The organism is Flavobacterium gillisiae (assembly GCF_900107635.1).
GTDB classification, from domain to species: Bacteria; Bacteroidota; Bacteroidia; order Flavobacteriales; family Flavobacteriaceae; genus Flavobacterium; species Flavobacterium gillisiae.
This window is the reverse complement of sequence record NZ_FNRD01000007.1, coordinates 239,534-264,443: the sequence shown is the minus strand read 5'-3', so window position 1 is coordinate 264,443 and position 24,910 is coordinate 239,534. Positions and strand designations below refer to the sequence as shown.

The 24,910-nt window shown below is 33.6% G+C and carries 22 protein-coding genes; 14 read left to right on the top strand and 8 right to left on the bottom strand.

All coding sequences use genetic code 11. The annotated features are described in order from the left end of the window. Positions 1 to 415 precede the first annotated feature (415 nt). The 6 genes from BLV35_RS11655 to pyrR form a co-directional block, all read right to left on the bottom strand. Positions 416 to 958: a CAP domain-containing protein gene (locus BLV35_RS11655; RefSeq protein ID WP_091090054.1), complete on the bottom strand. Its 543-nt coding sequence runs from the start codon at positions 956 to 958 to the stop codon at positions 416 to 418. A gap of 171 nt (positions 959 to 1,129) precedes the next feature. Beyond that, complete coding sequence (pdxH, locus tag BLV35_RS11650) at positions 1,130 to 1,774, bottom strand: pyridoxamine 5'-phosphate oxidase (RefSeq protein WP_091090051.1); 645 nt, start codon at positions 1,772 to 1,774, stop codon at positions 1,130 to 1,132. Between the two features lie 69 nt (positions 1,775 to 1,843). Then, positions 1,844 to 2,749, bottom strand: coding sequence for a ribonuclease Z (locus tag BLV35_RS11645; RefSeq protein WP_091090048.1), 906 nt, complete (start codon positions 2,747 to 2,749; stop codon positions 1,844 to 1,846). 58 nt (positions 2,750 to 2,807) lie between these two features. Next, the gene (locus BLV35_RS11640; RefSeq protein WP_091090046.1) at positions 2,808 to 3,140 is read right to left on the bottom strand and encodes a ribonuclease Z; all 333 of its coding nucleotides are present in this window, start codon (positions 3,138 to 3,140) and stop codon (positions 2,808 to 2,810) included. A gap of 53 nt (positions 3,141 to 3,193) precedes the next feature. Beyond that, entirely contained in the window at positions 3,194 to 4,120 is a 927-nt protein-coding gene (locus BLV35_RS11635; protein ID WP_091090044.1) for an aspartate carbamoyltransferase catalytic subunit, read from the bottom strand. A 60-nt stretch (positions 4,121 to 4,180) separates the two neighbouring features. Next, complete coding sequence (pyrR, locus tag BLV35_RS11630) at positions 4,181 to 4,720, bottom strand: bifunctional pyr operon transcriptional regulator/uracil phosphoribosyltransferase PyrR (protein WP_091090040.1); 540 nt, start codon at positions 4,718 to 4,720, stop codon at positions 4,181 to 4,183. Between the two features lie 208 nt (positions 4,721 to 4,928). Between pyrR and BLV35_RS19290 the strand changes: the two genes are divergently transcribed. After that, entirely contained in the window at positions 4,929 to 5,102 is a 174-nt protein-coding gene (locus tag BLV35_RS19290) for a hypothetical protein (protein ID WP_176980608.1), read from the top strand. Positions 5,103 to 5,171: 69 nt separating this feature from the next. Here BLV35_RS19290 and BLV35_RS11625 read toward each other — a convergent pair whose 3' ends face one another. Continuing rightward, the gene (locus BLV35_RS11625) at positions 5,172 to 6,791 is read right to left on the bottom strand and encodes an ABC-F family ATP-binding cassette domain-containing protein (RefSeq protein ID WP_091090036.1); all 1,620 of its coding nucleotides are present in this window, start codon (positions 6,789 to 6,791) and stop codon (positions 5,172 to 5,174) included. A 268-nt stretch (positions 6,792 to 7,059) separates the two neighbouring features. Between BLV35_RS11625 and BLV35_RS11620 the strand changes: the two genes are divergently transcribed. Next, positions 7,060 to 7,998 carry a WG repeat-containing protein gene (locus BLV35_RS11620; protein WP_091090032.1) on the top strand — a complete coding sequence of 313 codons (939 nt, stop codon included), beginning with the start codon at positions 7,060 to 7,062 and terminating at the stop codon, positions 7,996 to 7,998. 17 nt (positions 7,999 to 8,015) lie between these two features. Here BLV35_RS11620 and BLV35_RS11615 read toward each other — a convergent pair whose 3' ends face one another. Then, positions 8,016 to 10,040 carry a beta-N-acetylhexosaminidase gene (locus BLV35_RS11615; RefSeq protein WP_091090029.1) on the bottom strand — a complete coding sequence of 675 codons (2,025 nt, stop codon included), beginning with the start codon at positions 10,038 to 10,040 and terminating at the stop codon, positions 8,016 to 8,018. A gap of 435 nt (positions 10,041 to 10,475) precedes the next feature. Here BLV35_RS11615 and BLV35_RS11610 point away from each other — a divergent pair, with 435 nt between their 5' ends. The 12 genes from BLV35_RS11610 to argH all read left to right on the top strand — a co-directional run bounded on the left by BLV35_RS11610 (position 10,476) and on the right by argH (position 24,899). After that, positions 10,476 to 11,945 (top strand): MFS transporter, encoded by a 1,470-nt coding sequence (locus BLV35_RS11610; RefSeq protein ID WP_091090025.1) that lies wholly within the window; start codon positions 10,476 to 10,478, stop codon positions 11,943 to 11,945. Between the two features lie 147 nt (positions 11,946 to 12,092). Further along, the gene (locus BLV35_RS11605; protein ID WP_091090021.1) at positions 12,093 to 13,277 is read left to right on the top strand and encodes a hypothetical protein; all 1,185 of its coding nucleotides are present in this window, start codon (positions 12,093 to 12,095) and stop codon (positions 13,275 to 13,277) included. Between the two features lie 455 nt (positions 13,278 to 13,732). Further along, positions 13,733 to 14,350, top strand: coding sequence for a GNAT family N-acetyltransferase (locus BLV35_RS11600; protein WP_091090017.1), 618 nt, complete (start codon positions 13,733 to 13,735; stop codon positions 14,348 to 14,350). A 59-nt stretch (positions 14,351 to 14,409) separates the two neighbouring features. Then, a complete protein-coding gene (locus BLV35_RS11595; RefSeq protein WP_091090013.1) occupies positions 14,410 to 15,603 on the top strand; it encodes an argininosuccinate synthase in 1,194 nt (397 codons plus the stop codon). Between the two features lie 252 nt (positions 15,604 to 15,855). Next, positions 15,856 to 16,833: an N-acetyl-gamma-glutamyl-phosphate reductase gene (gene argC / locus BLV35_RS11590; protein ID WP_091090010.1), complete on the top strand. Its 978-nt coding sequence runs from the start codon at positions 15,856 to 15,858 to the stop codon at positions 16,831 to 16,833. A gap of 275 nt (positions 16,834 to 17,108) precedes the next feature. After that, the gene (locus tag BLV35_RS11585) at positions 17,109 to 18,245 is read left to right on the top strand and encodes an aspartate aminotransferase family protein (protein WP_091090006.1); all 1,137 of its coding nucleotides are present in this window, start codon (positions 17,109 to 17,111) and stop codon (positions 18,243 to 18,245) included. Positions 18,246 to 18,250: 5 nt separating this feature from the next. Further along, positions 18,251 to 19,447, top strand: a complete 1,197-nt coding sequence (locus BLV35_RS11580; protein WP_091090003.1) for a glutamate-5-semialdehyde dehydrogenase — start codon at positions 18,251 to 18,253, stop codon at positions 19,445 to 19,447. A gap of 205 nt (positions 19,448 to 19,652) precedes the next feature. Beyond that, on the top strand, positions 19,653 to 20,414 hold the full coding sequence (gene proB, locus BLV35_RS11575; RefSeq protein WP_091089999.1) for a glutamate 5-kinase: 762 nt from the start codon (positions 19,653 to 19,655) through the stop codon (positions 20,412 to 20,414). A 2-nt stretch (positions 20,415 to 20,416) separates the two neighbouring features. Next, entirely contained in the window at positions 20,417 to 21,406 is a 990-nt protein-coding gene (locus BLV35_RS11570; RefSeq protein ID WP_091089996.1) for an N-acetylornithine carbamoyltransferase, read from the top strand. After that, positions 21,406 to 22,239, top strand: a complete 834-nt coding sequence (argB, locus tag BLV35_RS11565; RefSeq protein WP_091089993.1) for an acetylglutamate kinase — start codon at positions 21,406 to 21,408, stop codon at positions 22,237 to 22,239. Before BLV35_RS11570 ends, argB begins: the two co-directional genes overlap by 1 nt. Before the next feature lie 79 nt (positions 22,240 to 22,318). Continuing rightward, positions 22,319 to 23,389, top strand: coding sequence for a M20 family metallo-hydrolase (locus tag BLV35_RS11560; protein ID WP_091089990.1), 1,071 nt, complete (start codon positions 22,319 to 22,321; stop codon positions 23,387 to 23,389). Positions 23,390 to 23,618: 229 nt separating this feature from the next. Beyond that, positions 23,619 to 24,899, top strand: coding sequence for an argininosuccinate lyase (gene argH / locus BLV35_RS11555; RefSeq protein WP_091089986.1), 1,281 nt, complete (start codon positions 23,619 to 23,621; stop codon positions 24,897 to 24,899). The last annotated feature ends 11 nt before the right edge of the window (positions 24,900 to 24,910 follow it).

Below are 24,910 nucleotides of genomic sequence, written 5' to 3'. Positions count from 1 at the left end.
TCTCAAACATACATACAATTCCGTTAAACAGACTAAAATAATCGATGAACTACACGTTTTAATTTAAAATATAATATTTAACTTACTTTTATGGTGATTTAAGTTAAAAACAGAAAGCTTTAAAAGCTATCGAACAGCATTAAACTTTCTATTAATATTAAAAGAAAATGCAAATTATTCATATTTAAATTAAATATGATGAATCGCTTTTACAATCTCGTATTAAAGCAAGTTTCCTTGCAATACAAATAGAGTGCAGAAACGATTCCTATTTACGTAAATGCCCTTTAGCATATAGCAACACCTGAAAAAAATAACGAATCTGAATAAAAAAGTATAATCACTAATTAGCTTAAACAAAAAAAAGAGGCTACAATTTTCTAAATTGCAGCCTCTTTTTAAAAATATAACCGAATTATATTTTTGCAAATATGTTAGTATAGTATTTTTTGCCAGTCACAGAGTTTTCTCTTATTGAAATTCCAAAGTGAGTGAAATTGCCAATTATATTTTTTTTGTGAGCTGGGCTATTCAACCAAGCATTTAGAGCGGCTTGCGGTGTACTATAAACATCCGCTACATTCTCGCCCACTGATATAGCTCCAACCGTTTTCATGATATTATCAAATCGCGTATTAAAATTATCATGACTAAGCGTGTTAGTACTAATCATATAATTATTGTGTTCTTCTGCCTTTAAGGAAATGTAATTATTCTTTGTTAAAGAGCTCAAGCCGATACTCACTCTATACGCATTTATTAAATCCATAAGTTGGATTTCCGAACTAGTATACGAATAGTTATATAAATCAGTTGTGGGGTTTTCTTTAACTGCTTTTTTTTCTAAATCCGTAGAAGCATCTGATGTTGTAAGGGTTTCATAAGGATCAGCAGAGCACGAATTCATAGTACATATTACTAATACTAGTAATAATGCGAACAGGGATTTTAATTTCATTAATCTTTGTAGTAGGTTAATTACAAATCAGTTACTAAGGCAAACTGATGTATAGATTTGTTAATTTATTGTATTTTATTAGGTTCCAAAACTACTTTTTTAATCGACAAAATCCCAAATAAAATCGACAATCTACACTAAATTAACAATTGGCCAACTCTTTTTCTTACATTAAGGAGAGAGGCGCTCTATTTTCCAAGATAAATCTTCTTGACTGGTGTATCGAATTCGGTCGTGTAGGCGATTTGGTCTGCCTTGCCAGAATTCAACTTCAACTGGAACAACTAAAAAACCACCCCAATGCTTTGGTCTTGGAATTACCATGCTCTCAAAATCTACTTCTAATTGTTTTAAATTTTCCTCAAGATAAGTACGCGAAGGAACAACCTCACTTTGATTAGAAACTATGGCACCTAACTTACTTCCTTCTGGTCTTGATTCAAAATAATTATCCGAAATAACTTCTGATGTCCTTTGGGCAATCCCTTTTATTATTACTTGACGTTCCATACTATGCCAAAAAAAAGAAAGGCAAATTTTAGGGTTGGCTTCAATAGCCTTACCTTTCTCTGAATTATAATTGGTATAAAATATAAATCCTTCTTCTGTGAATTTCTTTAATAGCACAACTCTCGATTTTGGAAATCCATCCAAACCAATTGTAGCCACTGTCATTGCATTTACTTCTTCGTTTCCTCCAAAATCCTCTGTCTCGTGAAACCATCGATTGAAAAGGTTAATTGGATCTTCCGGAATGGATGATTCTAATAACTCGCTCTTTTCATATGACTTCCTATAATTACTTAAATCTTGCATTTTTTTATATTTTAAGATTATTCTATTATTACATTGTCCATTTCTAAAAACAAAAAGTAAAAATTGTATTTAAAAATCAAAACTTCGTCCATCGTCAGCCAATAGTACTTCAGGAAAAATAGTCTCTGCTTCTTCTTTAAAAAGACTAATATTCTCATAACGGGTAGAATAATGTCCTAAAACTAATTGCTTCACATTTGCTTTCAATGCAATTGTAGCTGCTTCTTTTGCTGTGGAATGCATTGTTTTTCCTGCCAGTGTTTCTTCTGATTCTAAAAAGGTTGATTCGTGATACAATACGTCTACCCCATTTATTATTGGAATAATAGCCTCGTTATAAGCTGTATCAGAACAAAAAGCATATCTCTTTGGCGGTGCTGGATCGAAGGTTAATTCCTCATTTCCAATTATCCTTCCATCGTCTAAGGTAATGTCTTTGCCATTTTTAATATTTTGAAAATAGCATTTGTCAATTTCATAATTCTGAACAGCATCCGTATTCAGTTTTCTTGCATCAATTTTTTCTTCGAATAAAAAACCATTGGTATAAATACGATGCTGTAGCGGTATTGTTTTCACAATCACTTTCTCATCTTCGAAAATAATTTCGCTTTCATTTGATTCTAATTCATGAAAATATAAACCATAATTAGTCCATGAATTGGCTAATCGTAATTGCAGCTTTATAATCTCTTTTATTCCTTTTGGGCCATAGATATGTAAATCTGTATTTCGGTTTAGCAATGTAAACGTTGATACTAAACCTATCAATCCAAAAAAGTGATCTCCATGTAAATGCGAGATAAAAATATGATTGATTTTAGAAAATCGGATCTTGTTTTTACGCAATTGTACTTGTGTGCCTTCTCCACAATCAATTAAAAATAGTCTGTTCTTAATTTCTAAAATTTGTGAAGTGGGATTCGTAAACGTGCGGGGAGTTGCTGCATAACAGCCTAGGATTGTTAGTTTCAAAATTATGCGTTTCGATTAGAGACATTAGGATAAATTATCCATTAAGAAATAAATATTTTTAAAACCCCAAATCTCTTTCGATCTCTTCCATTTCGATAATATCATGTGCTTCCAGCAAAGATGGAACTACTGTTAATTTATCAGGAACAGCATTATAATCCAAATCAGAAACAACAACTATAAAAGATTTTTTTGCTTTTTTATGTTGCTTAGACAACGGCAAAAATAATTTAACATCATTTACAGTTAAGCCTTTATCATGCAAAAGATCGATTATAATATTATGTTTTTCGTAGGTTTTATATTGATGTGTTACTTTCATTAAAAACGAAGTAAAATCATCTTGAGTATCTTTAATTGTAATTGTGTGGCCTTTTTGATCTACTTTCATTGTACTGCTTTTTCAGAATTACTATATAGCTAAGTTACTATCTTTTTTTAATATTACTGAATTTTTGAAGCCAAAAGATAGATTACCGCCATCCTTATTGCTACACCATTTTCAACTTGATTTAAAATAACGGATTGATGGGAATCTGCCACTTCAGAAGTAATCTCTACTCCTCTGTTTATAGGTCCCGGATGCATAATTACAATTTCCTTATTTAAAGAATCTAATAATGTTTTATCAACTCCATATTGTTGTGCATACTCTCTTGTTGATGGAAAATAATTCACATCCATACGTTCGTTTTGCACCCGCAACATATTAGCAACATCACACCATTCTAGCGCTTTACGCAAATTAGGTTCTACTGTTACTCCAAGTGATTCAATATATTTTGGAATTAGCGTTTTGGGTCCGCAAACTTTAACTTCGGCTCCTTGCATTTGCAAAGCGTATATATTGGATAATGCCACTCTCGAATGCAATACATCACCTACTATAACCACTTTCTTACCTCCTACTTCCCCTAATTTTTCTCTAATTGAATAACTGTCTAATAAACCTTGCGTAGGATGTTCATGTGCACCGTCACCGGCATTTATAATACTTGCTTTTACGTTTTTAGACAAAAAGTAAGCTGCTCCGGGATTAGAATGGCGCATCACCACCATATCTACTTTCATCGAAAGAATATTATTAACGGTATCAATTAATGTTTCTCCCTTTTTTACAGAAGATTGCGCTGCTGAAAAACTAATAACATCGGCGGATAACCTTTTTTGTGCCAGTTCAAAGGAGAGTTTTGTTCGGGTACTATTTTCAAAAAATATATTGGCAATGGTAATATCTCGTAAAGAAGGTACTTTCTTAATAGGACGATTAATGACTTCTTTAAAATGATCGGCTGTTTCAAAAATAAGGTCAATATCACTCTTGTTAATATATTTTATACCTAATAAATGATCTACGCTTAATTCTTTCATTCTTTTACGATTATTATTGTTTTTATAAAATTAGATTCTTTACTATTTCAACTAAATCCTCTAATTAGTCACTAAATACACTGCGTCTTCACCGTTATTTTCGCTCCATTCTACCTTCACTTTTTCATTGTTAATAGCATCTACCTGTCGGCCTCTATAATCAGGCTGTATTGGTAAATTACGACTGAAACGTCTGTCAATCAAAACAAGTAATTCTATTTCTGACGGCCTTCCAAAAGATTGAATAGCAGTCAGGGCAGATCGAATACTTCGGCCTGTAAACAAAACATCATCAATAAAGATTACTTTCTTGTTTTCGACAATAAAATTAATTTTAGTTTCATTTGCCTCCAAAGGTTTATCCGTTCTTCGAAAATCATCTCTAAAGAACGTAATATCTAAGAGCCCTAATTTTATTTCGGGCGTATTATATTCATTTTCCAAAATATTTTTAAGTCGCTCAGCGAGAAAAGTTCCTCTAGGTTGAATCCCGATCAGAATAGTATCTTTAAAGTCGAGGTGTTTTTCAATTAGCTGACAAGCCAAACGGTGCAGGATGATATTGACTTCTTTGGAATTGAGCAATACTTTTTGAGTCATAGTAAAGTGTTGTGTTTGGTTTCGCAAATATACGAATTCCAATTTAGGATTTAATATTTATAATTCGAGATTAAAAAATCATTTACACAAATGAACAATTATAAAAATAGTATAACAAATATATAGAATTATATAAAAGTTGGCTTGACTTATCTCCTTAATTTTATCAAACATGACAAACCAAGTTTAGAACTAAATAGTAGAAATTATGAAAAATAAAATAATTAGAGTATTGCTGTTGTTGACGGTAGTATTGTCCCTAACAGGATGTTCAGTAGTTGAAGGAATCTTTAAAGCCGGAATGGGCGTAGGTATTTTTATAGTAATCGCAATCCTAGCTGTAATCCTCTTTATTGTGAGTAAATTATTTGGTAAAAAATAATCAAATTATAGTATAAAAAAACTCCTGTAACGTTTGCTACAGGAGTTTTTTAAAATAATTTTATATCTCTTATTTAGTGTACATCTTAGTTCTCAATTCCTGAACTTTTTCATCATCTAAATATTCATCGAATGTCATATAGCTGTCAATAGCTCCATTCGGAGTTAATTCTACCACTCTGTTACCCACAGTCTGAGCAAACTCATGATCATGAGTAGTAAAGATTACAGATCCTTTAAAGTTTTTTAATGAATTGTTAAATGCTTGAATTGACTCTAAATCCAAGTGATTTGTAGGTTCATCAATCATTAAGACATTTGCTCTTTCCATCATCATTCGAGACAACATGCAACGCACTTTTTCCCCACCTGATAGAACTCTACAGGTTTTTAATGCTTCTTCTCCTGAGAAAATCATTTTACCTAGAAAGCTACGAATATTAACTTCATCACGTTCCTCTTCTGTTTTTACCCATTGACGCAACCAGTCTACAAGTGTCAAGTCACTTTCGAAAAAAGAATGATTTTCAACCGGTAAATATGCTTGGTTTGTAGTTACTCCCCAATCAAAGTTACCTGAATCAGCCTTTTGGTTTCCGTTTAATATTTCGTAGAAAGCAGTTGTTGCACGAGAATCTTTAGAGAATAATACAATTTTATCTCCTTTGGCCATGTTCAAATCAACCCCCTTGAACAAAACTTCACCGTCAATCGAGGCGCTTAGATTCTGAATATTCAAAATTTGATCTCCAGCTTCGCGTTCTTGGTCAAAAATAATCGCAGGATAGCGACGACTTGACGGTTTTATTTCAGATATATTTAATTTACTGATCATTTTTTTACGGGAAGTAGCTTGCTTAGACTTGGCTACATTCGCAGAAAAGCGACGAATAAATTCTTCTAATTCTTGTTTCTTTTCCTCTGCTTTTTTGTTTTGTTGTGCACGTTGTTTTGCAGCTAACTGGCTTGATTCATACCAAAAAGTATAATTCCCTGAGTAATGATTTATTTTACTATAATCAATATCAGAAATATGCGTACAAACAGAATCCAAAAAGTGACGGTCATGCGACACGACAATTACTGTATTCTCATAATTTGCTAAGAAATTTTCTAACCAGGCAATAGTTTCAAAATCCAGATCATTGGTAGGCTCATCCATAATCAGTAAATCCGGGTTTCCAAATAAGGCTTGCGCCAAAAGGACACGAACTTTAATTTTTCCCTCTAGATCTCCCATCAAAGTAAAATGGTGCTCTTCGCCAATACCTAAGTTTGATAGCATTGAAGCAGCGTCAGAATCAGCATTCCAACCACTCATTTCTTCAAACTGCACTTGCAATTCTCCTATTCTATCTGCATTTTTATCATTATAATCTAAATAGAGCTCGTCCATTTCTTTTTTGATGGCATATAATGTTTTGTTCCCCATAATTACGGTTTCCAATACGGTATGTTCATCAAACATATTGTGGTTTTGACTTAAAACCGACATACGTTTCCCTGGCTCTAAATGGACATGTCCTGATGTAGGATCCATTTCACCTGAAATTATTTTAAGAAATGTAGATTTCCCAGCTCCATTAGCTCCGATAACTCCATAAATATTACCATGTGTAAAGGTGGTATTTACTTCGTCAAACAAAATTCGTTTGCCAAACTGAACTGATAAATTATTAATTGTTAGCATGTATATTTTTTTATAAAATTTTGTGCAAAAGTACAAAAAAATACTAAGATATATGCTAAATACCAATGTAGTTGATACTTGGTTTATTTTATATTATACTTAAACTTTTAAAAAGTCAATTTTGCTTTGTTATTTCTAATTCGAAAACTAGAAAATTTAATTTAAAATCTCAAAATGAAATCATTAGCTTTGAATACAATGAATTATTGTACTAGTAATAAATAGTAAAAGGTGAACCTATCATCCTAAATTCTTAAATCGATCAATTATGAAGAATTTTTTTGTTTTCTTATTAATTTTAAGCTTTCATCTGGCCTCTGCACAAACAGAAAAACTATTTTTCTATATTGAAAACGATAGCTTACTAGGAGTTAAAAATCAAAACGGAAAAATAATAATTAGTCCAAAACCGTCATGGAATTCAGGAGCCTACTATAATAATCGCGAAATAAAATCGGAAATCTTTAACATAGATTTTAAAGACAATCTTTTCGCATACTATGATCGAAAAGGTGAATTTATATTTCAAACTTTCATGACTTCTGAAGGACCTGATGGTTTTCAAGAAGGTTATATACGTTATCGTGAAAACGATAAAAGTGGATTATATAGCGATAAAGGTAAGAAGATAACACTAGCTAAATACGATTGGATATCTCCTATAAACTTTGGCTTTGCGACATTTTGTAATGGCTGCTATTTTGATACCACTAAAAACGAAGAACATGCACCACTAGAAGGTGGAACGTGGGGATTTGTGAGTAAAGATGGACTTGAAATATTACCGACTGATAAAAGAAATCATCCTAAAGATTTTGAAACAAAAGACCATCGCTTTATTCCTTATCAATTTCAATATAATGATAAGGAAAAACAAATTCTTGATTTTTTCGAAAAAAGAAAAGACAAAATCACACAAATTAATGGATTCAGTTGTAAGGAGAAAACACTGTATTTTGAAATTTTTCATAAGCCAACAGAATATGATAATTTCTACAGAATCAAAACATTTGAATTGTGTGATTCTTATCTAAATGGTGCAGATGAAAATTATGATGCTTTTAAAAATTTTAAAGTATCTGCCGACGGAAAAAATTATTATGTATTATACATTGATTTAGTAAATTACAAGGAGTATTCGGAGTATGTAGAACGAAAAATACCCGTTGACACTTGGATTAAACAGAACCTCAATAAGCTGAAATAACGAATAAATAATACAAATTAAAGTAGCTTTTTTAAACTCGAATATATGGCTAATTCTACATCGGCCGAATTCCGAATAGTTAATTGTTCTAATAATTCATTCAATGCTTTTTTATCAACATTTTGTTTTTCTTCAATCGCTAACAAAAGCTGCTTTGAAATCACGCTTAAATTATTAGACATAGGTAAAACAGGCTGAATCAATGGAGCGTTAGCACTTAATGCAATTAAATCATTATTCATGGCTATCCATTTTCTAAAAAAACTCGTTACCACAATTTGATTTTCAGGACTTTTATTTTCTAAATATTGATTTACTGCCTTATCAAAATCATAAGCGTCAGAAGCATCGGCTGTACAAGCATCAGCAAATAGCGTTAGTGGAGAATACATAAAATACTTTTTCCCACCACCATTACGTTTGTAATTTTTTAATGGTTCACAAATATTCGTAAAATCATTCAACGCCCTCGTGTCTTGATAATTAGTAATATTTCTCAAAATCACTTCTTTATTTCTAATATGCATTACTCCTACTTCTTCCAGTCTGGACGAAATGACTTTTAATCTTCTATGCATGCTATTTAAGTCTATAATAGTATCATTTGACCATAATCTCTCCGCTATTGCAGCAGTTCTTGGCCAGATTCTAGAGTCGATATTCAAAGGAGTTACAAGTTCGCTCCACATAGCAGCTTCACCTCCCAATATTCTATCTTTTTCTTCCTTAGATAAAACAATGTTTTTTGGCATTGGATCATTCAAATAATGACCGTCTACACTAAGCAATAGATCGATATAATACCCATTAGACAATACGGTTTTATAGCCACCTTTTGCTGCTTTTACAAGAGCTCCTCCCGGCGAAAGTCCTTCGTTTACACCGCGCCAAGCATGAATTATTGCTTCTTTGGACATATCATTTGTCAATATTTCCTCCCAGCCCATCAGTTGTTTGTTGTGCTTTTTTAGCATTGGCACTAATTTCATATTGAAATAAGTCTGCAAATCATGATTGCTTGCTATTTTATTTTTACTCTTAAATTCCTGGATTACAGGATTTGCATTCCACTCTTTACCGTTATTTTCATCTCCGCCAATGTGAAAGTAATCACTTGGAAACAAAGGGCACACTTCATCAAAAATTTCACTTAGTAATTTATATGTTTTCGGATTCGTAGGATCAAGTGCCGAATCATAAATTCCAGATCTACGTCCAACAGAGTAAAGCATGCTTTCACTTTTTTTACTTCCTATTTCAGGATAAACTGAAAGTAAAGCAGAAGCATGGCCAGGAATATCTATTTCAGGCACCACCATGATACCAAGTTCATCAGCATATTTGACAATGTTTTTAATTTCTTCTTGTGTATAATAATCTCCATCTGAAGCCAATTCAGTCAACTTTGGATGTTTTTTTATTTCAATTCTCCACCCTTGATCATCGACTAAATGCCAATGAAAGACATTCATTTTCATCGAAGCCATCGCATCAAGATTTCTCTTGATAACATCAACAGGTTGAAAGTGTCTTGCAGCATCAATCATCAACCCTCTCCAAGTAAACCTTGGTGAATCCGTAACTTCTACTGCCGGAAAATAAAAAGAGCGGCCATTATTTTGCATTAATTGCAACAAGGTCTCTAGACCATGTAAAGCTCCTAAATCAGTGGTCGCAGTAATATTAATTTTATTGGTTTCAATTATTAGTGTATAACTTTCGTCCTCATTTAAACCTACTTTCCCCGGGCGTGCACAGTTAATTTGTAATTCAGCTTCCGAATATTCATTTGTTTTCGTTACAAAAGGTTGTTCTAAAAACAATCCTGTTCTACCATCTAATCGGCGCAAAAACTTTGATACTCCTTTAAAAAGTCTATCGTTTGGGTTTCCAGTAATATTGACTTTGAACTTTTGGTTTAAAGTAAAAGTACCGTCAGTCAAATTAATATTTTGCGGCCATGGCATTAGGTTTAGTTGCTTCTTCTTAATTTGAGCACTCGAAACAAAAAACACAAACAATAGTATTATACTGTATTTCATAGATTATTTTTATCTGTTTAAAACTTAAATTTTTAATAGTCGATTCCCTTAAACACCTCAATATCGTCCTACCATTTAAACGCCTAAACCGTTATAGAATATTATCAATTCTTTGCTACAGTTATTTTCCTCCTATTTATTCAAGATTTATAAAGATATACAATTTTCTACTCCTTCTAAATTTATAGTTTCAACAATAGCTTTTTAATTTAAAGTTAAAAAAAGTTGAGTTTTAAACTTTTTTGAGAAAGCAATCCAATTTAATAGGATGTAAAAACGACAAAATTTTAAAAAAAAATCATGCTTTTATAACAAAAAGTGATTATTCTATAATTTTAATAAGATTTATTCATAATTGTTTTTTTTTAGATTGAGTAACAAATATATTTACTGCCGTTCTATACAATCTAATCTTAAAAAAACAACCTTAAAATTATGAGTTCAGAAAATTTACAAACTAAATGGGGACAATTTATTTCATTAGTAATCGTCTTCTTCTTTTGGGGTTTTGTTGGGTCTGCCAATGACATATTGATTCCTGTATTTAAAAAAGTGTTTACCTTATCACAAGTTCAATCTCAACTAGTAGCTTGGGCGTTCTATGTAGCGTACTTTGTGGGATCAATTATTTTCTTCTTAATATCATTAAAAGTTGATGTTTTACAGAAATTTGGATACAAAAAAACACTTTCTGCGGGTTTACTACTCTCCGCTTTTGGCTCATTTTTATTCGTTCCTGCAGCAACAATGGAAAGTTTTCCTTTCTTTCTTACCGCTTTGTTTACAGTAGGACTAGGTTTTTCAATTCAGCAAATTGTAGCTAATCCTTTAGCTATTAAAATGGGAAGCCCGGCAACTGGAGCGCACCGTTTGACATTAGCCGGTGGAGTAAATTCGTTTGGAACTACTATTGGTGCAATTTTATTAGGTATTGCATTATTCGGTATGGGACAAGATAAAAAAACATCACTTTCTTTAGAAGACATAAAGCTTCCATTTATAATTTTAGGAATTGCTTTTATTGTGGTTGCCATTTTTATGAATTTTTCTAAAATTGAAAATCCAGCCAAAGTAGAAAAAACAGTTATTACAGACAGTACTGATTCATTTAGAATTCTAGACTACCCACAGTTATATTTAGGAATGTTAGCCATTTTTATTTACGTTGGAACAGAGGTAACTATAATCAGTAACTTGCCCGCTTTATTGCATACAGCAGAATTTGGCCGAATCTTAGAGGATGCTATATCTCCGTTTATCGCTTTGTATTGGGGAAGTTTAATGATTGGTCGCTGGAACGGTGGTGTAAATGTTTTTAACACTTCAAACCTTGTAAATACAGCACTTAAGTTCATCGTACCCGCATTAGCATTTGGAGTTATTATTGGCGCTAATGTTTTTGCTCAACATGACGTTTCTTCATTTTACATTTACCCAATCTGGATCTTACTATTTATTGCAGTAAGTTTTGTAGGTGGAAAAAATGCTGGTAAAACACTAATGCTTTTTGGAATGTCAGGTTTACTAATGATGCTTGCAGGATTAGTTTGCACAGATACTGAAATTGCTAAATTTTTCTTTATCTCAGGAGGTTTATTCTTATCAATCATGTGGCCATCTATTTTTGATTTAGCTATAGCTGGATTGGGAAAAAACACTGGGAAAGCATCTTCTTTCTTAATCATGATGATTCTTGGAGGAGGGGTTATCCCTTTGGTTCAAGGAAGTATTTGCGATATAGATCTTACTAGTCCTAATGGAATATTTGGTATTTCATGGACACACTTCTCTTACATTGTGCCACTACTTGGTTTTGCTTATTTAGGATTTTATGGTTACTACTGTCCTAAAATCTTAAAAAGACAAGGAATCACTCACATTGAAAGCGAAGGAGGAGGTCATTAATCTCATTTTTCACCCACAAATTACCTTAATATAAAAGGCTTTTAATTCAAATTAATTAAACCATCAAATCAACTTTGATGGTTTTTTTATGACATCAATTTTGAAATCATAACTTATATAAAATATATTTGTTTAAAATTATTAAATATGAAAAAAGCTTTACTCCTACTTTCTCTTATAATCGTTCTTGCTTCCTGTGGTGTGAAGAGCACGCAAAACTTATTAAGTTCCGGCAACTATGACGCGGCTATAAATAAAGCAGTTTCTAACTTACGTACCAATAAAGACAAAAAAGGAAAACAGGATTACATCTATTTACTCGAAGAAGCATTTGCAAAAGCGAAGGAGCGCGATTTGAATGCTATAAATTTATTGGCGAAAGACGCAAATCCTGCCCAATTAGAAAAAATGTACAATACCTACCTCCAACTCAACGAGCGTCAGGAAAAAATAAAACCTATACTCCCTTTACGATTGATTAGAGAACGTAGAAATGCGATATTTCCCTTTGACAAGTATAACGATCAAATCATAGACAGTAAAAATGCTCTTTCCTCTTATTTATATGCTAATTCAAAAAAGTTGTTACTAACAGACAATAAAATAAATTTTAGAAAAGCGTATGATGATTTAGAATATTTGAATCAGATAAATCCTAATTACAAAGATGTTTTGAGTCTTATGGACAATGCATTATTCAAGGGTTCAGATTATGTTATGGTGGAAACAATAAACCAAACCAATATGATTATCCCAGGACGTTTGCAAAATGACCTGTTGGACTTTAGTACTTATGGATTAAATGACAAATGGACGGTGTACCACACCTACAAACAAAAAGGCATTAATTACGATTACGGTATGCTTATTCATTTCAAACAAATATATATTTCACCAGAGCAAATCAATCAGACAGAATTCGTAAAAGAACGTAAAATTAAAGATGGCTCAAAAAAACTGTTAGACGATAAAGGAAAAGAGGTCTTAGATAAGGATGGCAAAGTGATCATGGTGGATAATTTTAGAAATGTGACAGTACGAATTTATGAATTCAGACAGTTCAAATCGTGCCAAATTACAGCTATTGTGGATTATGTAAATTACCAAAACAACCGTCTTTTGCAATCATTTCCTTTAACTGCCGAAAATATTTTTGAAAATATTTACTCTAAATATAAAGGCGACAGACGAGCATCAGACGATAATTACTACACTTATTTTGATAACAGTAGGTTGCTTTTTCCAACCAATGAGCAAATGGTTTATGATACTGCCGAAGATCTAAAATTAAAAATAAAAGATATTATAAGCAGGAATCCATTTAGAAATTAAACGACTAACAAAACTCCTTGAGAACTATATTTCTCAGGGAGTTTTTTTTGAAATGCAACAAAGAATTAAAATTTTGTTAGAAAATGTAAAATAAGTATTCTGTTATGAAAAATAGTGTACTTTTGCACCAATGAATAATACAATTTTAAATATTAATCCAATCTCACGGACAATCAAACCTACTACTTCACCCGAAGTACGGACACTATTAGTATAGTTTCCAAAGTTGTTTTGTAAATATTTTTATTCATTTATCATTTTGCCGTTTTGAAATCACATTTATTTTCCATTGGGATAGTATTTTCCAAAATCAGTATACACTTTATATTATTCTATTGTTATTCAACTTATTGGACTATAAATTCGTATTTTAGTTTTTTTATTCAAGGAAGCAAAGAATGTATTTCAAAACCAACTTACGAATCATTTTTTAACTCAAAAATTCAACTCTTGTAATGAATATTTCTATTGTTATAGCCCAAGAAGAGCATTTCAAGTACGCACAAGTTATTTGCGATACTATAGAATCATCTGCCTTATTGAGAGGAACCGGAATTGCAAAAAGAACTCCTGAATATATCCTGAAAAAAATGGAAAATAAGGATGCCGTTATTGCTTTAGACAATGGTACTTTTGCAGGCTTTTGTTATATCGAAAGTTGGCAAGACAGCAACTATGTCGCACATTCAGGGTTAATCGTACATCCAGATTACAGAAATTTAGGTTTAGCAAAGAAAATTAAGTCAAAGGTATTTGATTACTCTTTGCAAAAATATCCAAATGCTAAAGTATTCGGAATCACTACGGGTCTTGCCGTCATGAAAATCAATTCTGAACTAGGATACAAGCCTGTTCCTTTTTCTGAATTGACGACTGACCCAAGTTTTTGGAAAGGATGCCAAACTTGTACTAATTATGAAATCCTAAAAAGTAAAGAGAACAAAATGTGTTTATGCACAGGAATGCTTTATGACCCTAAGGAAAAAGCTAAAATTCCACCAAAACACCCCTTTAATGTCCGGATTTGGAACCGATTGAAAAAAATTAAGCAAGCCTTATTCTTAGAAGATTAGAAAAATTAAAATATAATCGCTTTTGGCTTGAGGCCAAAGGCACATAATAGCTCAAAAAAATGAAAAAAGTTGTATTAGCATATAGTGGAGGTTTAGATACCTCATATTGCCTTAAGTATTTAAAAAACGAAAAAGGATATGAAGTTCACACCGTATTAATCAATACTGGAGGTTTTGATGATGCCGAATTGAAAGCAATTGAAGAAAGAGCCTATGAATTAGGAAGTGCAAAACACGCAAACCTAACCATTGTAGATCAATATTACGACAAAGCAATCAGGTATTTAATTTACGGCAATGTATTGAAAAACAATACCTATCCTTTATCCGTAAGTGCTGAACGTGTTTTTCAAGCTATTGAAGCGATAAAATATGCAAAATCAGTTGGTGCAAATGCAATTGCTCACGGAAGTACGGGTGCAGGAAATGATCAAATTCGTTTTGATTTAATTTTCCAAACCATCGCTCCCGAAATTGAAATCATTACTCCTATTAGAGACTTGAAATTATCAAGACAAGAAGAAGTAGATTATCTATCTAAAAACGGAGTGCATTATTCTTGGGAAAAAGCACAATATTCTATCAACAAAGGACTTTGGGGAACAAGTGTTGGAGGAAAAGAAACTTTAACGTCAAATCAACCGCTTCCTAGCGATGCTTACCCTTCACAATTACAAAAAGAAGGAGAAGAAAAAGTGACTTTAACCTTTGAAAAAGGGGAATTGGTGGAAATCAACAATATAAAAAAATCACCGATCGATAATATTGTCATTCTTGAAAAATTAGCAAACGCTTTTGCTATTGGTAGAGATACACATGTGGGAGACACTATTATTGGAATTAAAGGAAGAGTTGGTTTTGAAGCTGCTGCTCCATTAATTATTATAAAAGCACATCATTTACTAGAGAAACATACTCTTGGTAAATGGCAACAATACTGGAAAGAGCAACTAGGAAACTGGTACGGAATGTTATTTCATGAAGGACAATTTCTTGATCCTGTGATGAGAAACATCGAAGCTTTCCTTGAAGACACTCAAAAAACAGTAAACGGGAAAGTGATCGTTTCATTAAAACCATATCACTTTACGCTTGACGGAATTGAATCAGATAATGATTTGATGAATACAGGTTTTGGTCAATATGGCGAAATGAATAATGCTTGGACATCTGATGATGCGAAAGGATTTATAAAGATACTAGGAAATGCCCAAAACATTTTTTCGTCTGTAAACAATGAAACTTACGAGTAAATTAAGGCTTTTTATAAGGAGCAGAAACATTTTGCTCTTTAGGAAATTCCGTCCCGCTTTCCGTTGCAATCTTTTCCTTTTTGAAAAAAAGTAAAAGGATTTTCACTTCAATCGGGGCTAATAAGGAAGTTTCGTTTTACACAGAAACTTTTTACAATCTGTTTAAACCATTACGCAATTAAGTTTCATTCAACTTAATTTTCCTTAATTCCTTAATGGTTTAAACAAAAAATGTTTTAAAAAATAGATATTATGATTAATGTTGGAATAATAGGAGGTTCAGGATATACGGCAGGAGAATTAATCAGAATTTTGATGTTTCACCCTAACGCAAAACTTGATTTTGTTTACAGTACTACAAATGCCGGTAAACCCTTATCAGTGGCGCACCATGATTTGATGGGTGATATTGAAATGAATTTTACTGATACGGTAAACCCGAATGTCAATGTAGTTTTCTTGTGTCTGGGTCATGGAAAATCGATTCAGTTTTTAGAACAAAATCAGTTTGCCAGCCATACTAAAATCATCGATTTAGGAAATGATTTCAGATTGACAAAAGACAAAGAGTTTGAAGGAAAATCATTTGTTTACGGTTTGCCTGAACTGAATAAGTCCAATATTAAAAATGCACAATACATTGCAAATCCAGGTTGTTTTGCTACTGCAATCCAGTTAGCTTTACTACCGCTTGCAGCTGACGGACTATTAAATAACGATGTACATATCAATGCTACAACGGGAAGTACTGGCGCAGGAGTTAGCCCCTCAGAAACTACACACTTCAGTTGGAGATCAAATAATATGTCGCATTACAAAGCATTCGATCATCAACATTTAGGTGAGATTAACCAAAGTGTGAATCAATTACAAGCTGAATATACAAACGAATTGATCTTCGTGCCTAACAGAGGAGATTTTGCAAGAGGAATTTTTGCAACGCTTTATACTACGGTAGAAGAAAGTTTAGAAGATTTAGTTGCTAAATATCAAGCATTTTATAAAGACCAACCTTTCGTAACCATTACCACTACGAATATCAATATGAAACAAGTAGTGCAAACAAATAAGTGCATCATCAGTTTAATGAAAAAGGGAAACCGGATACTAATTACTTCGATTATTGATAATTTAGTAAAAGGCGCATCAGGACAAGCCGTCCAAAACATGAATTTAATGTTTGGATTAGAGGAATCTACAGGATTGCACTTGAAGCCAAGCGGATTTTAAATCCCCACCCCGACCCTCCCCGAAGGGGAGGGAGACGAGACGAATGCATTGTGTTTTAAAAAAAAATATCACTGAAATGTCTTTGTTGAGCAAAAAAGAGTAATAAATTACACAATCAACATCCATACAAACCCCTTGCATTTAAAGAGGTAGAAGAGATGGCAAAATTGTGTAAAAAGACCAATATAATTAAAGAAAAACAAATTTGACAACCCATATCCATCCAGTCTCCCTCCCCTTCGGGGAGGGCCGGGGTGGGGATAAATATTTTTTAAATGAACTTATTTGACGTTTACCCATTATACCCTATCACTCCTGTAAAAGCATTAGATTGTATTATTACAGATGATAAAGGAATAGAATATTTAGATTTGTACTCTGGTCACGGAGTAATTTCTATAGGTCACACACAACCCTATTATGTAGCCAAAGTAAAAGAGCAGTTGGATAAATTGAGTTTTTACTCAAATGCAATTCAGAATCCGTTGCAAGTGGAGCTGGCAGATAAACTAGGAAAACTTTCGGGTTATACAGATTACAGCTTGTTTTTATGCAGTTCTGGGGCTGAGGCCAATGAAAATGCATTAAAAATGGCTTCTTTTCATACCAATAAATCGAGAGTAGTCTCTTTTCACAATGCTTTTCATGGGCGTACTTCTGCTGCGGTAGCAACAACCGATAATAAAAAGATTGTAGCACCTATTAACGCACAACAAATAGTTACATTTTTGCCTTTGAACGAAATTGATTTGGTGGAAGCCGAATTGGTTAAAGGAGATGTTGCTTGTGTAATAATTGAACCTATTCAAGGTGTAGGTGGTTTAGACCAAGGAACGACCGAGTTTTTTCAAGCATTAGAAAAAGTATGTAAGGCGAATGATGTTGTTTTAATTTTGGATGAAGTACAATCTGGTTTTGGAAGAAGCGGGAAATTCTTTGCACATCAATTTCATGACATCAAACCTGATATTATATGTATGGCAAAAGGAATGGGTAACGGCTTTCCAATCGGTGGAATTCTAATTGCTCCTCATTTTCAAGCGAGTTACGGTTTACTAGGAACTACTTTTGGAGGAAGTCATTTGGCTTGTGCCGCAAGTATTGCCGTTTTAGAGGTAATCGAAAGCCAGAATTTGATGGAAAACGCAAAAAAAGTAGAGGAATATTTCATGCAAGCCATAAAAGTGATTCCCGAAATCATCAAAGTAAAAGGAAGAGGATTGATGTTAGGAGTCGAATTTGATTTTGACGTAAGTGCTTTGAGAAAGAAAATGATTATTGAAAAACACATTTTCACCGGTGGAGCCAATAATAAGAACTTATTGAGAATTCTTCCTCCTTTAACAATTACTACAGCTGCAATTGATACTTTTATAGTTGCTTTAAAAGAATCATTAGCCGAACTAAAATAATAATCATGAGTCAAATTTTACCAATCGAAAAGAGAAATGCTGTTTTAAGTCGAATGGCGGCGCTTCTCGAACAAGAAAGAACAGCTATAAAAGCCATAAACCAGCAAGATCTTACCAATTATTCTGGTGATGATTTGGCTATGGAGAAGCGTCTGCTTGTTGATGACACGAAGATTGACGGAATGATTCTTTCCTTACAGCAACTAGCCAGTCAAGAAGATCCTGTTGGGCAAGTTCGTTTCAATTTTACACATGATAATGGATTAAAGATTAGCAATAAAACGGCTGCTTTTGGTACAATTTTAATTATTTATGAATCAAGACCGGATGTTACTGTTGAAGCAGGCGGAATTGCATTCAAATCAGGAAATAAGATTTTGCTGAAAGGCGGGAAAGAGTCTTTGCTATCTAATTTAAAGATTGTTGGTCTTTGGCATCAAGCATTAAAAGATAATGATGTAGCTACTTCTTGGGTTGAATATCTGAATTATGACCGAACAGAAACACAAGCTTTCTTAGAAAATCCAACACAAAAAGTGGACTTAATTGTTCCGCGTGGTGGTGAAAACCTAATCAATTTTGTTAAGAAACACGCTACTTGCCCAGTAATTGTAAGCGGTAGAGGAAATAATTTTGTATATGTAAATGCTGAAGCGGATATTGAAAAAGCTATTGCCATTATCATCAACGGAAAAACATCTAACATCTCTGTTTGTAATGCTTTGGACAAAGTACTTATTGATACAAATTTACCAAATTGGGAAATTTTTGCCAAGCAAATTATCAGAGAACTACAACTATTTAATGTTACGGTACTAGGAGATGATTCTGTTGCAAAAGCGACTGGAGTACAACAAATTGAATCTGATTTGATTTGGTATGAAGAGTTCTTAGATTACAAGATCGTCATTGGAACTACTAATTCTGATCAAGAAGCAATTGAAAAAATAAACAAATATTGTGGAGGACATTCGGCTTCTATTATTACAAAAAACGATGCTGTTGCACAAGAATTCATGGAAAACGTGGATACGGCAGCCGTTTATCATAATGCATCCACTCGGTTTACTGATGGTGGTCAATTGGGACTTGGTGGTGAACTTGCCATCAGTACTGATAAATTACATCAACGAGGACCAATAGGATTGCAACACCTAGTTACTAATAAATGGTATATTTACGGAGAAGGACAGATTAGGTAATGATTTTTGATTGAAGATTAACGATTTTTGATTTCAGATTTTAAAAATAAATACATAAGACACACTTTGCGAACTTTGCGTTTTTGTAGATAAAAAAGGAAAAAAAACTTTGTGCCCTTTGCGGTTAAACAAATAAAAAAGGAAAAATCTTTGAACTCTTTGCGGTTAAAAGAAAACACATAAAAAAACCTTTGCGGTTAAAAAAATGGCTAAAAAAAGAATATTACTAAAAATAGGTACAAATACATTAACCAGAGAAACCAATCATATTTCGAGAGGAAAGATTGAGGATATTGGAATGCAAATAGCTGCTCTAAACGAAGAATACGAGTTTATTATTGTAAGCTCAGGTGCAATCGCTGCTGCAAAACAGTTTGTAAAACTGGAAAGTAAAGGAAAAGAAATAGTAGTTAAACAAGCTTTGGCTTCTATTGGGCAACCTCATTTAATGCGGATTTTTCATGAGAACTTCAGCGATTTAGGGTTACTAACTTCACAGTGCCTACTCTCCTATTCCGACTTTGAAAAAGACCAATCAAAAGTAAATATTGTCAATACAATCAATGTATTAGTGGAGAACAATTACATTCCGATTATTAATGAAAATGATACCGTTGCAACCGATGAGATTCGATTTGGTGACAATGATAAATTAGCGGCATTAGCGGCAGTTTTGTTAAAAGTTGATATATTAATCATCGCAACCAACACAAATGGAATATACACAAAATCGTCTATCCATGATGCCATACCTGAAACCATTACTTTAGTTACAGACCTACAAGTTCTTAACAAAGAAGTTGGTGACGCTAAATCATCTCAAGGAACAGGTGGAATGCAGTCTAAAATCGAAGCCGCAGCAATTGCTAAAGCAGCCAATATCGAGACATGGGTTGTCAATGGTTTAAATGATAATTTCATTTTGAATGCTTTACAAAACAAAATACCTTTTACTAAAATTACATAAAGATGAATTACACTTCAATAAAAGATATCGACTCACTCTCTAAATGGGTAAAGTCGGCAATTAAAATTAAGAGCAAACCGCTTAAAAATAAAAAACTAGGGAAGAACAAAACTTTAGGGATGTTGTTTTTTAACCCAAGTTTAAGAACCCGTTTAAGCACGCAAAAAGCGGCTCTAAATTTAGGAATGAATGTTATGGTGATGAATTTCACAAATGAAGGTTGGACACTGGAATTTGAAGATGGAGCGATCATGAATCAGGGCGCTTCTGAACATATAAAAGAAGCTGCAGAAGTAGTGTCTCAATATTGTGATATCATCGCTATTAGAGCTTTTGCTGGATTGGTAGACAAGGAAAAAGACAATGCCGAAACCGTAATGGCCGGATTTTTAAAATATGCCACTGTGCCTATCGTTAATATGGAAGGCGCAACAGGACATCCTTTGCAATCCCTTGCTGATGCGATTACTATGGAAGAGTTTAAAACTGAACACAGACCAAAGGTCGTTTTATCTTGGGCACCACATCCTAAAGCTTTACCTCAGGCTGTTGCCACTTCCTTTGTGGAAATGATGCAGTTGCAAGATGCTGACTTTGTAATTACGCATCCTAAAGGCTACGAATTAAATCCAGAAATCACCAAAGATTCCAAGATTGAATACGATCAGAATAAAGCATTTGAAAATGCCGATTTTATCTATACTAAAAACTGGAGTAGTTATAGTGACTACGGAAAAATCACTAACAGTGACCCTAACTGGACGGTAACGGCTGATAAAATGAAACTGACTAACAATGCCAAGTTCATGCACTGCTTACCGGTTAGACGTAATGTGATTGTTACCGATGAAGTGATTGACAGCGAGAATTCAATTGTAATTGAACAGGCTAACAATAGAACCTATGCAGCACAATTAGTTTTGCAAAAAATATTAATGACCCTGGCTCCTAAAGAAGCAAATAAAACAAAAAAGTCTAAAAAAAATAAATAATGGCTATACCGTTAGAAAACTCCAGTATATCAATATCGGCTCCCTCTACTTCGCAGAGGGCTGGGGTGACGATAATAAAAATTGGTGGAAACATTATTGATGATCCCAAAGAGCTACAACAGTTTCTAACGGATTTCTCCAAGATTGAAGGCTATAAAGTACTTGTTCATGGTGGCGGAAAGTCAGCGACTAAAATGGCTCAAAGCATTGGTTTAGTTCCACAAATGATTGACGGACGCCGTATTACCGATGCGCCTATGCTTGATGTTGTAGTCATGATATATGCGGGGCAAATCAATAAAAATATTGTGGCTCAATTACAAGGGCATAATACAAATGCGATGGGATTTTCTGGAGCAGATGGAAATTTAATTCAGTCTGACAAAAGAAACCACCCCACAATCGATTACGGTTTTGTAGGTGATGTAAAATCAGTGAACACACCACTATTAGAAACTTTACTTTCTAGCGGAATCATTCCTGTTTTTTGTGCCATTACCCATGATAAAAACGGTCAGTTACTAAATACAAATGCCGATACTATAGCTAGCGAATTAGCCATTGCCTTATCAGAAGTCTTTGAGGTGACTTTAAATTATTGTTTCGAGAAACCAGGCGTTTTATTCGATTCAGAAGATGATTCGTCTGTAATTTTAAATATGAATGCCGACTTATATTCGAAATTAAAAGAAGAAAAAGCCATTCATTCAGGGATGATTCCAAAATTAGACAATTGCTTCAATAGCTTGTCTAAAGGAGTTCAAAAAATACGAATTGGCCACCATAGCATGTTAAAAAATAACGATGCTATTTACACAACAATACAACTTTAAAAGTTAAACACAAATTACACAGATTTGCACAAATTAATCTGAGCTAATTTGAGTAATCTGTGTTAAAAAATTAGAATAAATGAAAAACATCGAAATCCTTACACAAGAAGCTATTTCACTTTTAGAAGCACTAATTGAGACTCCTTCTTTTTCAAGCGAAGAAGATAAGACCGCTTTACTAATTGAGAATTGGTTCAATTCAAACGATATCCCTTTCAAAAGAGAAAACAATAATGTTTGGGCATACAACAGGCATTTTGATGCTACTAAACCTACCCTACTTTTAAATTCACACCACGATACCGTAAGACCAAACCAAGCCTACACAAACGATCCGTTTAAGGCGATTGTAAAAGATGGGAAGTTGTTCGGATTGGGGAGTAATGATGCAGGAGGTTGTTTGGTTTCTTTGTTGGCTGCTTTTGTTCATTTTTACGCGAAAGAAAATTTACCTTATAATATTGTAATCGTTGGCTCTGCCGAAGAAGAAAGCAGCGGTAAAAAAGGCTTAAATAGTGTTCTTCAACATTTACCAGAACTAGAATGTGCTATTGTAGGCGAACCTACCCTAATGCAATTGGCAATAGCCGAAAAAGGGTTATTGGTCTTGGATGTTAAAGTAAAAGGAACGCCAAGTCATGCAGCGCATCAAAATGAAGACAATGCTTTGTACAAAACAATTCCCGTAATGGAATGGTTTAAAAATTATACATTTGATAAAGTATCAGAGCAGTTAGGTCCCGTAAAAATGACTGTTACCCAAATTAATGCTGGAAAACAACACAACGTGGTTCCATCAGAATGTGATTTGGTTATCGATATCCGTGTCAACGACTGCTATACAAATCATGAAATTTTACAAATCGTAAAAGACAATGTGAATGCAGAGGTTACGCCACGCTCTATGAATTTAAGTTCCTCGTCTATTCCCGAATCGCACGGATTAGTGCAAGCCGGAATCGCTTTAGGACGCACCACTTACGGCTCTCCTACCCTTTCTGACCAATCGGTTTTGAGCTGTAAATCATTGAAATTAGGACCTGGAGATACGCTGCGGTCACACTCAGCAGATGAATTTATATATGTAAACGAAATCGAAGAAGGAATCCAATTGTATATTAAAATACTAGGAGATTTTTTAAAGCAATAGAATCTGCTCAACTGATGGGAGGCGGGATGCTTTTCGTAATAAATATAAAAAAATACTTTGCGAAGCTCTGAGAAACCTCTGAGGAATTTTGCGAAACAAATATTAAAAATTAAACTTTGCGAGTCTTTGAGAAACCTCTGAGGAATTTTGCGAAACAAATATTAAAAAATTAAACTTTGCGAGTCTCTGAGCCTCCTCTGAGAAACTTTGCGAAACAAAACATACCACTATGAAACTTTGGGAAAAAGGAATACCTACTGATAAACAAATCGAACAATTCACTGTTGGTAACGATCGAGAATTGGATTTGGTTCTAGCTAAATATGATGCTTTGGGCTCTATTGCTCACGCTAAAATGTTAGGAAGCATCGGTTTATTAACTACTACTGAAACTGATTCTTTAGTAGTTGCTTTAAACGAAATTATTACTGATGTTGCTGAAGGAAACTTTATAATCGAAGATTCATTTGAAGATGTTCACTCTAAAATTGAATATTTACTGACCATCAAACTGGGCGACGCTGGTAAAAAAATACATACCGCTCGTTCTCGTAACGATCAAGTTCTAGTCGATGTCAACTTGTATTTAAAAGATGTTGTGATTGATTTAAAAGAGCAAGTAAAATCACTTTTTGATTTACTAATGGAATCCGCAGAGAAGTATCAAAATGTACTTTTACCTGGCTATACGCATTTGCAAATTGCAATGCCATCGTCTTTCGGAATGTGGTTTTCTGCTTACGCTGAAACTTTGATTGATGATATCACGATGTTAAATGCTGCTTTGAAAGTGGTAGATCAAAATCCGTTAGGTTCTGCTGCAGGATATGGATCCTCCTTCCCTATCAACAGAACATTCACTACAAAAGAATTGGGTTTCGAAACCTTAAAATACAATTCGGTTGCCGCACAAATGAGTCGTGGAAAATCAGAAAAAACATTAGCTTTTGCAATGAGTAGCGTAGCTGCAACTTTGGCAAAGTTCTCCATGGATGTTTGTGTGTATATGAGTCAGAATTTTGATTTTATTGGCTTACCTGCGCACTTGACAACAGGTTCTAGCATTATGCCTCACAAGAAAAACCCTGATGTTTTCGAATTGATCCGTGGAAAATGCAACAAGATTCAAGCTTTACCATACGAAATCACTTTAATTACTAATAATCTTCCAAGTGGATACCACAGAGATTTACAGCTATTAAAAGAAGGATTGTTTCCGGCCATTCAAAATTTACAAGCCTGTCTGGATATTGCTATCTTCTCGATAAAAGACATCAAAGTAAAAGACAATATCCTAGCCGATAAAAAATACAACTACTTGTTTACTGTAGATACTTTAAACGAAATGGTTGTTGCTGGAATGCCTTTTAGAGACGCATACAAAGCTGTAGCGGAACAATTAGAGAATGGTACTTACGAATCCCCAAAAGAGACTAAACATACGCACGAAGGAAGTATCAATAATTTGTGTTTGGCGGAGATAAAAGAAAAGATGAAATTAGCTTTCTAAAAACTATTTAA